Below are 13,987 nucleotides of genomic sequence, written 5' to 3' on the forward strand. Positions count from 1 at the left end.
CCGGCCGACCCGGCAACGGGGCCCGGCCGACCCGGCATCCCGGCAACGGGGGCCGGCATCCCGGCGACGAGGGCCGGCATCCCGGCAACGGGGCCCGGCAACGCGGCAACGGGGCCGGCTTACCGACCGCCGACGCCGGTGACGAGGGCCCGCGCGGTCAGAGCCAGTCGAACCATTCCCGGGGCAGCAGGGAGTAGCCGACGAAGGCCACGATGTCGAGCAGCGTGTGCGCGACGACCAGCGGCATCACCCGTCGGGTGCGCAGGTAGAACAGGCTGAACACCACGCCCATGACCACGTTGCCGACGAACGCGCCGAAGCCCTGGTAGAGGTGGTAGGAGCCGCGCAGCAGGGCGCTGGTGGCGACCACCGCGGCGACCCGCCAGCCGAGTTGCCGCAGCCGGGTCGTCAGGTAGCCGACCACGATCACCTCTTCCAGCACCGCGTTCTGCACGGCGGCGAGGACCAGCACCGGCACCGTCCACCAGAGTTCCGGCAGCGCCGCCGGCACGAGGGTGGCGTTCAGGCCGAGTTGCGCGGCGGCCCAGAACAGCGCCAGGCCGGGCAGCCCGATCAGCGCGGCCAGGCCGGCGCCCCGGGCCAGGTCCTGGCCGGGCCGTCGGGCGTCCAGGCCGATGGTCCGGCCGGCGTCGCCCGGATCCCGACCGAGCAGGTGTACGGCGAGCAGCACGGGCAGCAGCGCGAAGACGATCCCGAGAAGCTGGTACGTCAGGTCCAGCCACGGTCGGGGCGACACGGAGGTGTTCAGCGCGGCGGTCGACCGGGCGAGTCCGCCCTCGGCGGTCAGCTTCGCGATGATCGACACGGTGGCGTAGACCGCGGACTGCCCGAGCGACAGCCCGAGCACCAGCAGTGTCTCCGCGCCGAGGACCCGGTGGGACGCCGGGCGGGTGAGCTCAACGGTCACCGCACCACTGTGCCCGATCCTCCGTCTGCCCGGCACCGCCGGCGACGCCGACCCTGGCAGCGTGCGGGATCGCCGTCTCCGATCGCACAGTCTGTGCGACCAGCGTGGACGCTCCGTGTCCATGCTGGGTCCTGCCCGATGATCCGCCGTCCTGCCGAAGGAGCGCCGATGGAGAACTTCGCGCGGCTGTTGAAGGAGAGCTGGGCCCTCGTCGAAGGGGATCGGCGGCGGCTCAGCGACTACTTCTACGCCCGGGCGTTCCTCCTCGACCCGGACCTGCGCAGGCTCTTCCCCGTCCAGATGGCGGGGCAGGGCGACCGGCTCCTCGACGCGATCGTCACCGCCATCCACACCGTCGGCGACCCGGAGAGCTTCGACGAGTACCTGCGCGCGCTCGGCCGGGACCACCGGAAGTACCACGTCACGCCGGAGAGCTACACCACCATGGGCGTCGCCCTGCTGGACGCGTTGCGGAGCACCGCCGGGGACGGCTGGAACCTCGAGTTCGACCAGGCGTGGCGGGACGCGTACACGGCGATGGCGCAGAAGATGCAGGACGGCGCGGCGGCGGACGGGAACCCGCCGTTCTGGCACGCCGAGGTGCTGACCCACGAGCGGTACGGGTCGGACACGGCGGTCCTGACGGCGCAGGTCCTCCAGCACCCCCTGCCCTACCGGGCCGGTCAGTACGTCAGCGTCGAGGTGCCCCGTTACCTGCCCCGGGTGTGGCGGACGTACTCGGTGGCGAACGCCCCGAACGACGACAACATCCTGGAGTTCCACGTTCGCACGCCCGGCGCGGGTTGGCTGTCGGGCGCCCTGGTGCGCCGGGTCCGGCCGGGGGACCTGCTCCGGGTCGCCGCGCCGATGGGGGCGATGACCCTGGACCGCTCCTCCGAGCGGGACATCCTCTGCGTGGCCGGCGGGGTGGGGCTGGCCCCGGTCAAGGCCCTGGTCGAGGAGTTGACCTCGTACAACCGGACCCGCTGGGCGCACGTCTTCTACGGGGCCCGCCGGGCCGTCGACCTGTGGGCGCTGGACGAGCTGCGGGAGCTGGTGGCGGCGTACCCGTGGCTGTCGGTGACCCCGGCGTGCAGCGACGAGCCGGATTTCGACGGCGAACGGGGTGAGATCTCCGAGGTGGTCACCCGGTACGGCCCCTGGACCTCGCACGACTGTTTCGTCTCGGGTTCGGCGGCGATGGTCCGGGCGACGCTGCGGGCGCTCGCCGCCGACCAGGTGCCGCCGCAGCACGTCCGGTACGACACCTTCGGCGACCTGTAGCCGGTTCAGACCTTCCTCCCCCCGAAGCCGGGTCGCGTGCCCCCGCCCCCTGGGGCACGCGACCCGGCCCCCCTCCACCGGCCACCGGCCATGGTCGGGGTCAGTAGCGCCAGGCGGGGGTGACCTCGTGGTACTCCTCGACGGGCACCAGCGGCACCCCGGACGCCATCCGGTCGACGTAGAGCCGACCCTCCAGGTGGTCGACCTCGTGCGCGACGAGCCGGGCCATGCCGAACTCGAAGGACGTGATGAGTCGGCTGCCGTCCGGGCGGGCGTGTTCCACGTCGAGCCGCAGCGGTCGGGGCACCAGCCCCCGGTGGTCGAAGAACGAGAGGCAGGCTTCGTACTGCTCGTCGGTGTCCGGGGAGGCGTCGACGACCCGGGGGTTGAGCAGCGCCACCGGCTCGGCCAGCCGGTCCGGTGGGCGGATCACCACCACGGCGCAGGTGTACCCGAGCTGCGGGGCGGCCAGGCCGACGCCCCGGCTGAACCGGTGCACCTCGTCCAGTCGGCTCAGGGCGGCGCGCAGCCGGTCCACCACGTCCCGGGCGACTTCCGCCTCGTCGGGCAGGTCGAGTTGCCGGACGGGCTGTCGCAGCAGGTCGGCGCCGCGCTGGACGATGCCCGCCGACCGCATCCGGTCGCTGGGGCGGGGCCGGGCGGCGTCGGCCCCGTTGCGGGTGGGTGGCGGGGGAGCGTGCCGGAACCGCCACTGGAGGCGGTACCTGGCGTTCAGCGGGGGGTTCTCGGTGGCCCACTCGAAGATCGCCCGGCCCCGTTCGTCGTGCCGGCTCACCGGCGTACGCAGCGGACCCTCCTCGGCCGAGAGGGACGTCTCCAGCCCCCACACCTGCGGGTCCAGGGCGGCGGGCAGGTCCAGCCGGACGTCGAGCGCCCGGGTCGGCACCCGGACGGCGCGCTGGAACCAGGGGCCCCACTTCTCGTGTCCGACGCGGTACTCGTACTCGATGGTGGCCCGGTCGCCGGGGTAGAGCGGGAACCGTCCGTCGGCGTTCTCGAACAGCAGCCAGAACTCCTTGAACGCGTCCCGGTCGTGCTTGGCCCGCCAGTGCATCGGCTCCCGTTCGCCCCGGTCGTCCCGGTACGCGCGCAGGCGCAGCTCGGAGAAGGTGAGGGGGTGGTCCCGGTGGTGGCGGTTGGAGCGGCCCGGGTCGCTCGGGTACCGGTCGACGGCGACGCGGGCCAGGTAGCGGGTGACCGGTTCGGTGCCGGCGTTGTAGAGGGAGCGCCGGATGACGCAGTGGTAGCCGTCCTCGTGGTGGGTGAGGCTGGCGGCTTCGTGTTCGACGATCAGGCCCGTCCCGGGGGGCATCCACTGGCCGGGGGTCGGCGGGTCCCGGTGGGGCGGGCTGGAGCGGGTGTGCCGCAGGTCGTCGTACTCCTTGAAGCGCTGCCAGATCGTGCCGCCGGCTTCCAGCACGGCCTCGGCGCGGCGGGCGAAGTCCTCGGTGGGGCGGTGCCGGCGGCTCTCCACGTGGCTGACGTACGACGGGTCGAACCCCATGAGGGTGGCGAGCTGCTTCTTGGACAGCCCCCGCTCGATGCGGTGCCGGCCGAGCTCGGCCGCGAACGAGTCGGCTGCCCGTTCGAGGGGCGAGGTCGTCATCTGCTTCCTCATGGCCGGGAGTATCAGTTTCACGTTTGCCGCGAAGATTTCTACCGGAGTGGCACGTTGCCGACTCTTCCCTTGACAGGTTCACGTGAGCGCTCACCGGAGGCTCGCGCGGCGATCACGGAGAGCGGTGGGCTTCCCCTGACGAACCGCCCGGGTTAGGTTAGCCTTAGCTCAGACAGTGCCGGGTGTGTGCGAGGGGAGTGAACGTGACGACGGTCGTGCCCACCCCGAGTGTCGCCGCTCCACTCGCCCCGGTGAGCGCCACGCTGCGGGCCGTGTTCGGCACCGACGACCTGCCCGGTCTCACGCCGGGGCTGCTGGTCCCCGACGGGTACGGCTGGTCGCCGGCCACCACCCTGGTCGGCGGCGCCCGGGTGCCCGAGCTGCTGCGCGCCGCCGCCCGCCAGTGGGGCGGCCCCCCGCACGCGTGCGCCGCGCTGGCCTGGAAGTCGTACAGCTACTGGCTGGCCCTGCCGGCGGCGCTCGGCTGGGCGTCGGCCCGGCGGGTGCCGCTGCTCGACCCGGCCGACGTGCTGGTCCGCTTCGACGACGACCAGCCCCAGGTCACGCTGGGGTTGCGCCCGTCCACCACGGTCGCGGTGCTGCCCAGCGACCCGTTGGCGCTGGCCGCCCCGCCCGAGGTGCGGGTGGTCGCCGACGAGGCCGAGCTGCTGGGCGTGCTCCGCGCGTCGCTGCTCGACGCCCACCTGACGCCGATGATCGGGGCCATCCAGCGTGAGGTCCGCATCGGGGCCCGTACGCTGCTCGGCTCGGTCGCGTCCGGGGTCGCCCACGGGGTGCTGCGGGCGGCCGACGTGCTGCCCGGCTCGGCGGTCGAGGCGGTCGGCGCGCTGCTCGACACGCTCGGCGTGGCGGACCTGGTCGAGCTGGTGCCCGGCCCGTCCGGTGAGCCGACGGTGCAGCGGCGCACCTGCTGCCTGGCGTTCACGCTGCCGAAGCCGAAGTACTGCCAGGGCTGCTGCGTCCGCCCCTGACCGCGCCCCCGCTTCGACGGCACCCCCAAGTGACCCGCGACGTTCGGGCCGCCGCCTCAGTCGACCAGCGGGCGGACGTCCCAGAGCCACACTCCGCCGGTACGGACCGGCTCGATGCCGGTGAGTTCGGTCATACCCCGGCGCAGCGCGTCCTCGTGCCGGTGGCCGGCGAGCGCCACCGCCCCGGCCCGCCAGTACCGCAGGTCGTCCACGGCGGCCACCCGCGTCTGGGGGGTGATCGGCGGCACCGCCCCGGTGCGCCGGATCGTGGTGAAGAACGTGCTGGTGGGGCGCGGGGTGGCGCCGAACAGCGCGATCCGCCCCTCGGGCGCGTCCGGGCGGCGGTCCGGGCCGAGAAAGTAGCCCCGGGCGATCGGCAGCTCCAGGCCGGTCACCGCCGACCAGCGCAGCGGGTCCGCGTAGTCGGTGTCCGGCATCGGCAGGGTGACCAGGCTCCGTCCGCCGGCCAGGTAGGGCCGCCAGGCCCCGGAGGTGACGAACTCGGGCACCGGGTCCATCCGGGTGGTGGGCAGCGGCGTCGGCGTCAGCGGCAGCAACGCCATCAGCAGCACGGTGCCGGTGGCGAACCGGATCTGCCGCCGGGCCGCCGGATGCCGCCGGGTCAGCCCGGCCGCGTGCCCGACGCCGTACGCGAGGAGCAGGCCGACGACCGGGGTGAGCGCCAGCGCCCAGCGGGTCGGCACCACGGAGTGCAGGATCGGCAGGTTCTCCAGCGCCGCCCAGGGGGCGGGCACGCCGGTCCCCTGACCGTCGTAGCGCAGCTCGCGGCCCAGCGACAGCACCGTGAAGATCACTCCGACGGCGGCCAGGCCGAGCACCTCCGCCCGGCCCCGCAGCCACCAGACCAGGGCCAGGGTGAGCACGACCAGCGGCCAGCCGAAGAAGGCGTTCTCCTCGGTCGGGTTGCGGGCCAGCCGTTCGGTGTCCCGGGGGTCGCCGGCCAGCGACTCGCCCGGCCAGGCGAAGAAGGACGCCAGGTCGCTGGAGTAGCCGCGGATCAGCGCGGAGAGGCCGTCGTACGCGCCGGGGCCGAGGAGCATGACGTACAGCGGGTACGCCAGCAGGACGAGCGAGAACCCGGCGGCGACGGCCAGACCGGCGAGGAACGGCCGGGTGTCGCGCCGCAGGTCGGGTCGGCGCAACAGCAGCACGGCCACCACCACGCCGAGGCCGACCGCGGTCATCAGCAGGATCTCCGGGTTGAGGAACGTCTGCCACACGATCAACGACCCGAGCAGTACGCCGTTGCGCAGCCACCGGCCCGGTCGGCGCAGCGCGAGGGTCCGCCAGACGATCAGCGGTACGACGTACTGGGCGACGATGTTGGGGTGGGCGTTGGCGTGCGAGATCATCGCCGGCGAGAACGCGCAGAACAGCGCGCCGGTCCAGGCGGCCGGTCGGGACGGGACGAGCACCCGTGAGATGACGAAATACCAGGCGGTCCCGGTGGCGGCCAACGCGCTGGTGAGGAAGAGCAGAAAGGCGGCCCGGGGGCCGAAGAGCTCAGTGATCGGCGTCATTGGCAAAGAAACGGACAATACGGATGTGTTCGCCATGAGGTTGACGCCGTCCGGCACATTCATCCGGTCCGACCCGAACGGGTAGGCGAAATCGGTCACCACCCGTGCGCCGTGCGCCATCATCCACTCGAACTGCGCCTGGTCGGTGGCGTTGACGAGACTCTCCTGGGTCGGGTCCAGCCAGAACCGGGCGGTCACCCAGCCGGCCAGCAGCACGAAACTCAGCACGGCGGCGACGTCGGGCAGCCACCGCCCGGCGAGCCGCACGCCGGCGTCCGGCAGCCCTGGACCGTCACGCTGGACTGCGCCGGAGCGCCCCGCCCGGCGGAACCCGCCCGGGTCGCCATCCGAGGCCGGAGTAGTCATGACAATTCACAGCGTAGTCAGGTCAACCCTGCCAAGGTGTGTGTTTCGCAGTTTCCGCGTAGCATGTGCCGGGTTCGCCCCGTCGAAGATCCCGCACCCCCGACCCGACCGTATTTCGGTCATCCGGACGGCCCGATTTCCGCGCCGCCGCCACAGGTGGTTGACTCTGTCGGTCCGGGTGCGGATCGAGTCATATGGTGAGGAATCGACGCATGGCAGAAATCACTGGGGACCAGCGCGTGCAGTCCGAGGTGTTGGAGGGCCTGGCCACAGCCGTCAACCACCGTCGATGGTTCGTCGAGCTCGCCATCCCGTACCTCGGTGACAACCCGATCGAGATCGGCAGCGGCCTGGGCGACTACGCCCTGGAGTGGGCGCCGCGCCTGCCCCGGTTCACCGCCACCGAAGCCGACCCGGACCGCCTGGTCGCGCTCAAGGAACGCCTGGCCGACCACCCGACCATCGAGGTCCGGGAGATGCTGCTGCCGCACGACGACCCGCGCGGCGACTACAGCGCGGCGGTGTCGTACAACGTCCTCGAACACATCGAGGAGGACGTGGAGGCGCTGCGCAGCATGCGTGACCTCGTCCGCCCCGGCGGGGCGGTGATCATCATCGTGCCGGCGTTCCAGTTCGCGATGAGCCCCGCCGACATCGCCACCGGCCACGTCCGCCGGTACACCCGGCGCACCCTCGGGGCCGCCATGAGCAGCGCCGGCCTCCGGGTGGAGCGAATCCAGTACGCCAACGCGCTCGGCCTGATCGGCTACTTCATGGCCACCAAGGTCTTCCGGCTGATGCCGAAGGAAGGCCCGATGGTCAAGGTCTACGACACCACCGTCCTGCCGCTGACCAAGGCCGCCGAGCAGCTCGTCAGGCCGCCGTTCGGCCAGTCGGTCTTCGCCGTCGCCCGCGTCCCGCACTGACGGCGTCCGCACGCACGGCCCGGCGTCCCCGCGCTGACGGCCCGGCGGGCCGCGACCGTCCGTACGGTCACGGCCCGCCCGCCGGTCACTCCTTCACCTGGTACGTCGGGCGGATCACCGCCCGAGCCACCGTGTGGAAGGCCAGGTTGAACCCGACGTACGCCGGAGAGGCGTCCGGCGACACGTCCAGCTTCTCCACGTCCAGGGCGTGCACCGCGAAGACGTACCGGTGCGGGCGGTCGCCGGCCGGCGGCGCCGCCCCGCCGTACCCCTGCTGGCCGTAGTCGTTGCGGACGCTGAACGCCCCGCCCAGCTCGCCCTCGGCGACGCCCCGGGGCAGCTCGGTCGTCGTGGCCGGCAGGTTCACCAGCACCCAGTGCCAGAACCCGCTGCCGGTCGGCGCGTCCGGGTCGAAGCAGGTGACCACGAAGCCCTTCGTCTCGGCGGGGAAGTCCGCCCAGGCGAGCTGCGGCGAGACGTTCTCACCGCCCACGCTGCCGTGCGCGTACGCGGCGTCCATCGGCTCGCCGTTGGCCACGTCCGCGCTGGTCAGGGTGAACGCCCCGACGGTCGGCAGCAGCTCGTACGGGTCCGGGGCGATCGGTCGGTCCAGGCTCATCGGTGATCCCTCTCACTGAAGTGGTCGTCCTGAGGGTGCTCGTCGCCCATCTTCCTACCCCGCCCCACCCTCCCCCGTGACCGGTTGCCGTGGCGAAAACCGGCAGAGACTCAGTTGCGGCCGGCGGGCTGACGGCCCGTACGACCTGGCGGCTGCCGGGTCGTACGGGCCGTGGGTGGGTCAGGCGACCGTGGCGGGGAACCGCTCCCACACCCGGTGCAGGGCCATCAGCCGGTGCACGGCGTCCAGGGTCTCCGGGCCGGAGTCGGCCGTGACGACGCCGGGCGAGCCGGCCACGCCGGTCTGGCGCAGCACGTCGACGCCGGCGCCCCACGCGCCGATCGCCTTGGCGTGCCGCCAGCACTCTTCCACCAGCAGCAGCACCCGCGGGTCGACGGTCACCGGGTCCGCCGCGCCCGCCTTGGCGTCCCGCGCCGGCAGCGCGTCCGGCGCCGGGGCCGGCGCGCCGGCCAGCAGGATCGCGTCGAACTCGACGGACCGGGCGGTGGCGAACGTCCGCTGTACGGGCAGGTGCCCGACGGTGCCGCCGTGCGCGGCGATCAGCAGCGGCACCATGCCGGCGCTGAACACCGCCCGCTGCACCTCACCGACCCCGTCGAGGTCGGAGTTGGCGTCGACGACGATGCCGACCATCCGACCGTCGCCCGGCCACTCCCGCCCGACCTGCGACAGCGCCGGGCTGGGGGTCACCTCGGCCAGCGGCACGGTGGGCTCCGGGGCGGGCAGGCCCAGCCCGGTGGCGACCTCCGCGCAGAGCAGCGGGTCGATGTTGGCGAGGCACTGGAGCTGCCGCTCCCTGATCGCCTGGTGGTAGCACTTGGCCAGCTCGAACGTGTACGCGCGGATGATGTGTTCCTTCTCCACCGGCGACATGCTCAGCCAGAACAGCCGGGTCTGGCTGTAGTGGTCCTCGAACGACGCCGGGTTGGCCCGGATCTTCGGGGCCTCGGTCACCGTCACCGGCACGTCCACGAACGCGTGCTCGGCGTCCCCGGCCGGGAACGGGTTGCCGCCGTCGAGCGAGTTCGGCCGGTACGGCGCGACCCCGGCGTGCACGGCGTGCTGGTGGAAGCCGTCGCGCAGCATGTCGTTCACCGGGGCGTGCGGCCGGTTGATCGGGATCTGCGTGAAGTTCGGCCCGCCCAGCCGGGTGAGCTGCGTGTCCACGTACGAGAAGAGGCGGCCCTGCATCAGCGGGTCGTTGGTGACGTCGATGCCCGGCGGCAGGTGGCCGACGTGGAAGGCGACCTGCTCGACCTCGGCGAAGAAGTTCGTCGGCGTCCGGTTGAGCACCAGCCGCCCGATCGGCTGCACCGGGGCGAGCTCCTCCGGGACGATCTTCGTCGGGTCGAGCAGGTCGATCCCGGCGAACGTCTCCTCCGGCGTGTCCGGGAAGACCTGGATGCCCAGCTCCCACTCCGGGTACGCGCCGGCCTCGATCGCGTCGTACAGGTCCCGCCGGTGGAAGTCCGGGTCGAGGCCGCCGAGCATCTGCGCCTCCTCCCAGGTCAGGGAGTGCACGCCCAGCTTGGGCTTCCAGTGGAACTTGACCAGCGCGGTCTCCCCGGCGGCGTTGACCAGCCGGAAGGTGTGCACGCCGAAGCCTTCCATCGTCCGGTACGAACGCGGGATGCCCCGGTCGGACATGTTCCAGATGGTGTGGTGCTGCGCCTCGGTGTGCAGCGAGACGAAGTCCCAGAACGTGTCGTGCGCGCTCTGCGCCTGCGGGATCTCCCGGTCCGGGTGTGGCTTGCCGGCGTGGATCACGTCGGGGAACTTGATCGCGTCCTGGATGAAGAACACTGGGATGTTGTTGGCGACCAGGTCGAACGTGCCCTCGTCGGTGTAGAACTTCGTGGCGAACCCACGGGTGTCCCGGACGGTGTCGGCCGACCCGCGCGAGCCGAGCACGGTGGAGAAGCGGACGAAGACCGGGGTCTCCTTCCCCTTCGCCAGGAACCCGGCCCGGGTCACGCCCTCGGCGGTGCCGTAGCCGGTGAACACCCCGTGCGCCCCGGCGCCCCGGGCGTGCACCACCCGCTCCGGGATCCGCTCGTGGTCGAAGTGGGTGATCTTCTCGCGGAAGTGATGGTCCTGGAGCAGGATCGGGCCACGTGGCCCGGCCTTGAGCGAGTGGTCGGTGTCCCGCAGCCGCGCGCCGTTCGCGGTGGTCAGGTACGCGCCCTGCTGACCGTTCGCGGTGGTCGGCGCGCCGGTCTTCGCCCCGGTCGGCGTACGGGTCTCCGGCGCCCCCTGCTCCTTCTTCGGCGGCAGCGGGTCGTGCGGCGTCGTCGGCTCCTCCAGTGACGGTGGCGCGCTGCCGGGAGCGCCGGGAGCGTCCGGGGCCAGGGCGTCGGCCACCTTCCCGGCCGCGTTCTCCACGACGTTCTTCACGGCTTGGACGGGCTTGCTGGATTCCATCTGTGCGGATCCCCTCCACGGAGCTGGCGATGAACGGGCTTCTCGGCCGTACCCTCGGGCGGCCGGGCAAAACGGATCAGTCGCCCGCAGCTGGGCGATCACTCCGACCCGGGCCACCCGCTCGTCGCGCCCGGCCGCTGCTCGACGCCCCGCCGCCGGCCGCGCATCGGGCGGCGGTCGGGCGCGTCGGCGGCGGAAAGAACAGTGGTATGTGGGCCCTTTGGAGCTGCCCCAGATATGGGGCAGCGAGCCCGGGGTTGAGCCGCCTACTGAGCCAGGGGGCCCTTGAGTCGGGCCCTTGAGCTGGGGGCCCTGAGTCGGGCCCTTGAGCTGGGGGCCCTGAGTCGGGCCCTTGAGCTGGGGGCCCTGAGCCGGGTCAGCAGGGTGGAGTGGGCGGGGCCGGTGCGGGGCGAGGGCTGGGGGTGTCGGGGTGGGCGGGAATCGGCGCGGGCGGGTCAGGCGCCTTCTCGGTGGGGAGGTGCTGGGAACGGGGCCTGGTGGGGCGGGGCCTCGTGGCTGGAGTCGGGCGGATCGGTGCCGGGCGGAGTGGAATCGGCGTTAGCGTTTCGGCGTGACCGGTCCACGTCCAGGACCAGGTGGCGGGATGTGGCCGAGCGGATCCAGCCCAGGAAGCGGCGGTACAACTCGGCCACGTCCGGCCCGGGCGCCGGGTTGAGCGCGGCCTTGTCGTCGTACGCCCGGTCCATCAGGACGGCCAGGTAGACCGCGAGGGAGACGCGGTCCTGCCCGAAGCGGGCGACCAGGGCGAGGCGGGCGGGCGCGCACGGCCACTCCGCCCCGCACGCCCGGCACAACCAGAGCGGACGCATCGCCTCGTGCCGCCGAGGCACCGCACTACGGAGAACCATGACCCCATGGTGACGGTAACCGTAGTCTACCGTCAACGGTCGAGACTCTAGTTTTACGACGTTGTTTCTCGCGTAGCACGTGCCGTTGCCTACCGTCAACAACATGGACCTGGTGGGCGTGGCGGAGATCCGGATGATGCTCGGCGGCATCTCGCGGCAACGTGCCAACGTGATCACCAATACGAAGGGGTTTCCGGATCCGGTTGCTCGGCTCGTGATGGGCAAGGTGTGGCGGCGGCGGGACGTGGAGCGGTGGATCGCCGAGCACCGGCCGACCAGGGCCGACCAGGACTGACGTGACCAGCTCCGCCGAGAGCCGGACGGGCGGAGCCGACTCCGCAGCCCAGCTACCGACAGCGGAGCCGTCGCCTGTGGAGCAGCAGGCGCCGACGGCGGCAGATCTGTTGGCGGCGGAGTTGGTGGCGGCGGATCGGTCACCTACGGCGGCGGAGTTGGTGGCGGCGGCGCGGGCGGGGGACGGGGACGCCTTCGGGCGGCTGGTCGGGCCGCTGCGGGACGAGTTGCGCGCGCACTGCTACCGGCTGCTCGGGTCGGCGCACGACGCGGAGGACGCCGTCCAGGACACCCTCGACCGGGCCTGGCGGAGCCTGGCACGCTTCGAGGACCACGGTTCGATCCGGCCGTGGCTCTACAGGATCGCCACGAACCGCTCACTCACCATGATCGAACGGCGGGGGCGGCGTGAGCTGCCCACCGACCTGAGTCCGGCAGCCGCGCCACCGATCGAGGTGACGTGGCTCGGACCGTACCCGGACGGGTTGATGGGGTGGACCGCGCAGCTCGACCCGGCGGTGCGGGTCGTGGCGCGGGAGAGCGTGGAGCTGGCGTTCGTCGCCGCGCTGCAACACCTTACGGCCCGGCAGCGGGCCGTTCTGCTGCTCCGCGACGTTCTCGGCTACTCGGCCAGCGAGACCGCCGGCCTGCTGGACGCCGGCGTCGCGGCGGTCGACAGCGCCCTGCGGCGGGCCCGCCGGCTGCTCGCCGACCGCCTCCCGGAGACCAGCCAGCACCGTACGCTCGACACGCTGGGCGGCGCCGAGCGGCGGAAGCTGGCCCGGCGGTACGCGACCGCGTGGGAGTCCGGCGACGTCGACGCCCTGGTGGCGATGCTGACCGAGGACGCCCGTTACTCGATGCCGCCGCTGAGAGCGTGGTACGCCGGTCAGGCCGCGATCCGGGGGTTCCTGGTCGACGCGGTGTCGGGGCGACGCTGGCGTTTCCTGCCGGCGCGGGCGAACGGGCAGCTCGCGTTCGGCACGTACCTGTGGGACGACGAGCGGCGCGCGTACGTACCGGCGGGTCTGGACCTGCTGGTGCTGCGCGGCCGGCGGATCGCCGAGGTGGTCTCGTTCCTGGACGCTGATTTTCCGCTCTTCGGTCTGCCCGCCGTGCTGACCGACCATGCCGCGCGCGACGATTTTCACGTCCCGCCGGGGTTGTACGTCTGACGGACGCGCCGACCCCGGAGGGACGACCCATCATGACCAGCAACGAGGAACAGATCCGCGCCCTGATCGAGCGTTGGGCCGAGGCGGTGCGCCGGGGCGACCTGCCCGCGGTGCTCGCCGACCACGCCGACGACATCGTCATGTACGACGTGCCGCCGCCGTACGCGGGTGTGCGGGGCCTCGACGCGTACCGGGAGACCTGGCCGCCGTTCTTCGAGTGGCAGCGACAGGGCGCGTCGTTCGAGATCGAGTCGCTGGACGTGACCGCCGGTGACGACGTCGCGTTCGCGTACGCGCTGCTGCGCTGCGGCACCGCGACGGACTTCGCCGACGATCCGGACCACCGGCTGCGGCTGACGCTCGGCCTGCGCCGGGACGGTGGCCGGTGGGTCGTCACCCACGAACACCACTCGTTCCCGTACGTCGCCGGCCCCGCCCCGACCGCCGATTCCGAGCGGGAGCTGCGGGAGCTGCACCGGCGGTGGTTCGACAGCACCGCCGCGAAGGACCTCGACGGACTGATGGCCCCGATCGCCGACGACATCGTCTCGTACGAGCACGAGCAGCCCCTCCAGTACGTCGGGGTCGACGCCGTGCGGGAGGTCTGCCAGGCGGGCCTCGACGCCTCCGGTGCCGGCACCGTCACCTGGCAGGTGCCCGACCTGACGATCCTGGTCGGTGACGATCTCGCCGTGGCGTGGGGCCTCAACCACATCCGGGTGAGCCCCGCCGACGGCGGGACGTTCGAGGCGTGGTCCCGGGGGACGCGGGTCTTCCAGCGCCGCGACGGCCAGTGGCTGATGACCCACCAGCACCTTTCCCACCCGTACGACCCGGCGACCGGCACGGCCGTCACCGACCTGCGACCCGACCCGGCCGAGCGTCCGCGACCGGAACGCTGACGGCAGCGCT

12 protein-coding genes are annotated in these 13,987 nt (G+C 72.6%); 6 read left to right on the forward strand and 6 right to left on the reverse strand.

The genetic code is table 11. The annotated features are described in order from the left end of the window. Positions 1–157: 157 nt before the first annotated feature. On the reverse strand, positions 158–928 hold the full coding sequence (locus O7606_RS20625) for a CPBP family intramembrane glutamic endopeptidase (RefSeq protein ID WP_281595664.1): 771 nt from the start codon (positions 926–928) through the stop codon (positions 158–160). A gap of 168 nt (positions 929–1,096) precedes the next feature. Here O7606_RS20625 and O7606_RS20630 point away from each other — a divergent pair, with 168 nt between their 5' ends. Beyond that, positions 1,097–2,212: a globin domain-containing protein gene (locus O7606_RS20630; protein WP_281595665.1), complete on the forward strand. Its 1,116-nt coding sequence runs from the start codon at positions 1,097–1,099 to the stop codon at positions 2,210–2,212. Positions 2,213–2,312: 100 nt separating this feature from the next. Here O7606_RS20630 and O7606_RS20635 read toward each other — a convergent pair whose 3' ends face one another. Further along, positions 2,313–3,839, reverse strand: coding sequence for a peptide deformylase (locus tag O7606_RS20635; protein ID WP_281599781.1), 1,527 nt, complete (start codon positions 3,837–3,839; stop codon positions 2,313–2,315). 227 nt (positions 3,840–4,066) lie between these two features. On the opposite strand from O7606_RS20635, the gene O7606_RS20640 reads away from it, so the two are divergent. Continuing rightward, positions 4,067–4,843 carry an IucA/IucC family C-terminal-domain containing protein gene (locus tag O7606_RS20640; RefSeq protein ID WP_281599782.1) on the forward strand — a complete coding sequence of 259 codons (777 nt, stop codon included), beginning with the start codon at positions 4,067–4,069 and terminating at the stop codon, positions 4,841–4,843. 56 nt (positions 4,844–4,899) lie between these two features. On the opposite strand, the gene O7606_RS20645 is transcribed toward O7606_RS20640, so the two are convergent. Beyond that, complete coding sequence (locus O7606_RS20645) at positions 4,900–6,750, reverse strand: hypothetical protein (RefSeq protein WP_281595666.1); 1,851 nt, start codon at positions 6,748–6,750, stop codon at positions 4,900–4,902. 212 nt (positions 6,751–6,962) lie between these two features. Here O7606_RS20645 and O7606_RS20650 point away from each other — a divergent pair, with 212 nt between their 5' ends. After that, positions 6,963–7,676, forward strand: coding sequence for a class I SAM-dependent methyltransferase (locus O7606_RS20650; RefSeq protein ID WP_281595667.1), 714 nt, complete (start codon positions 6,963–6,965; stop codon positions 7,674–7,676). 85 nt (positions 7,677–7,761) lie between these two features. Here the strand turns inward: O7606_RS20650 and O7606_RS20655 are convergent, their stop codons facing one another. From O7606_RS20655 to O7606_RS27665, 3 genes are all read right to left on the reverse strand, one after another. Further along, positions 7,762–8,295, reverse strand: a complete 534-nt coding sequence (locus O7606_RS20655; protein WP_281595669.1) for a YbhB/YbcL family Raf kinase inhibitor-like protein — start codon at positions 8,293–8,295, stop codon at positions 7,762–7,764. A gap of 180 nt (positions 8,296–8,475) precedes the next feature. Then, entirely contained in the window at positions 8,476–10,737 is a 2,262-nt protein-coding gene (locus O7606_RS20660; protein ID WP_281595670.1) for a catalase, read from the reverse strand. A gap of 455 nt (positions 10,738–11,192) precedes the next feature. Next, the gene (locus O7606_RS27665; RefSeq protein ID WP_348651117.1) at positions 11,193–11,606 is read right to left on the reverse strand and encodes a hypothetical protein; all 414 of its coding nucleotides are present in this window, start codon (positions 11,604–11,606) and stop codon (positions 11,193–11,195) included. A gap of 103 nt (positions 11,607–11,709) precedes the next feature. Between O7606_RS27665 and O7606_RS20670 the strand changes: the two genes are divergently transcribed. The 3 genes from O7606_RS20670 to O7606_RS20680 all read left to right on the forward strand — a co-directional run bounded on the left by O7606_RS20670 (position 11,710) and on the right by O7606_RS20680 (position 13,977). Next, positions 11,710–11,901 carry a hypothetical protein gene (locus tag O7606_RS20670; RefSeq protein ID WP_281595671.1) on the forward strand — a complete coding sequence of 64 codons (192 nt, stop codon included), beginning with the start codon at positions 11,710–11,712 and terminating at the stop codon, positions 11,899–11,901. Positions 11,902–12,025: 124 nt separating this feature from the next. Further along, positions 12,026–13,075, forward strand: a complete 1,050-nt coding sequence (locus O7606_RS20675; RefSeq protein ID WP_281599784.1) for an RNA polymerase subunit sigma-70 — start codon at positions 12,026–12,028, stop codon at positions 13,073–13,075. 32 nt (positions 13,076–13,107) lie between these two features. Further along, the gene (locus O7606_RS20680; RefSeq protein WP_281595672.1) at positions 13,108–13,977 is read left to right on the forward strand and encodes an SgcJ/EcaC family oxidoreductase; all 870 of its coding nucleotides are present in this window, start codon (positions 13,108–13,110) and stop codon (positions 13,975–13,977) included. The last annotated feature ends 10 nt before the right edge of the window (positions 13,978–13,987 follow it).

The sequence above is a fragment of the Micromonospora sp. WMMD882 genome, assembly GCF_027497255.1.
In the GTDB taxonomy this organism is placed as follows: Bacteria; Actinomycetota; Actinomycetes; order Mycobacteriales; family Micromonosporaceae; genus Micromonospora.

Coding starts and splice junctions, on each gene's coding strand:
- O7606_RS20630 (WP_281595665.1), top strand. CDS start 1,097: ATGGAGAACTTCGCGCGGCTGTTGAAGGAGAGCTGGGCCCTCGTCGAA.
- O7606_RS20635 (WP_281599781.1), bottom strand. CDS start 3,839: ATGACGACCTCGCCCCTCGAACGGGCAGCCGACTCGTTCGCGGCCGAG.
- O7606_RS20645 (WP_281595666.1), bottom strand. CDS start 6,750: ATGACTACTCCGGCCTCGGATGGCGACCCGGGCGGGTTCCGCCGGGCG.
- O7606_RS20650 (WP_281595667.1), top strand. CDS start 6,963: ATGGCAGAAATCACTGGGGACCAGCGCGTGCAGTCCGAGGTGTTGGAG.
- O7606_RS20655 (WP_281595669.1), bottom strand. CDS start 8,295: ATGAGCCTGGACCGACCGATCGCCCCGGACCCGTACGAGCTGCTGCCG.
- O7606_RS20660 (WP_281595670.1), bottom strand. CDS start 10,737: ATGGAATCCAGCAAGCCCGTCCAAGCCGTGAAGAACGTCGTGGAGAAC.
- O7606_RS27665 (WP_348651117.1), bottom strand. CDS start 11,606: ATGGTTCTCCGTAGTGCGGTGCCTCGGCGGCACGAGGCGATGCGTCCG.
- O7606_RS20670 (WP_281595671.1), top strand. CDS start 11,710: ATGGACCTGGTGGGCGTGGCGGAGATCCGGATGATGCTCGGCGGCATC.
- O7606_RS20680 (WP_281595672.1), top strand. CDS start 13,108: ATGACCAGCAACGAGGAACAGATCCGCGCCCTGATCGAGCGTTGGGCC.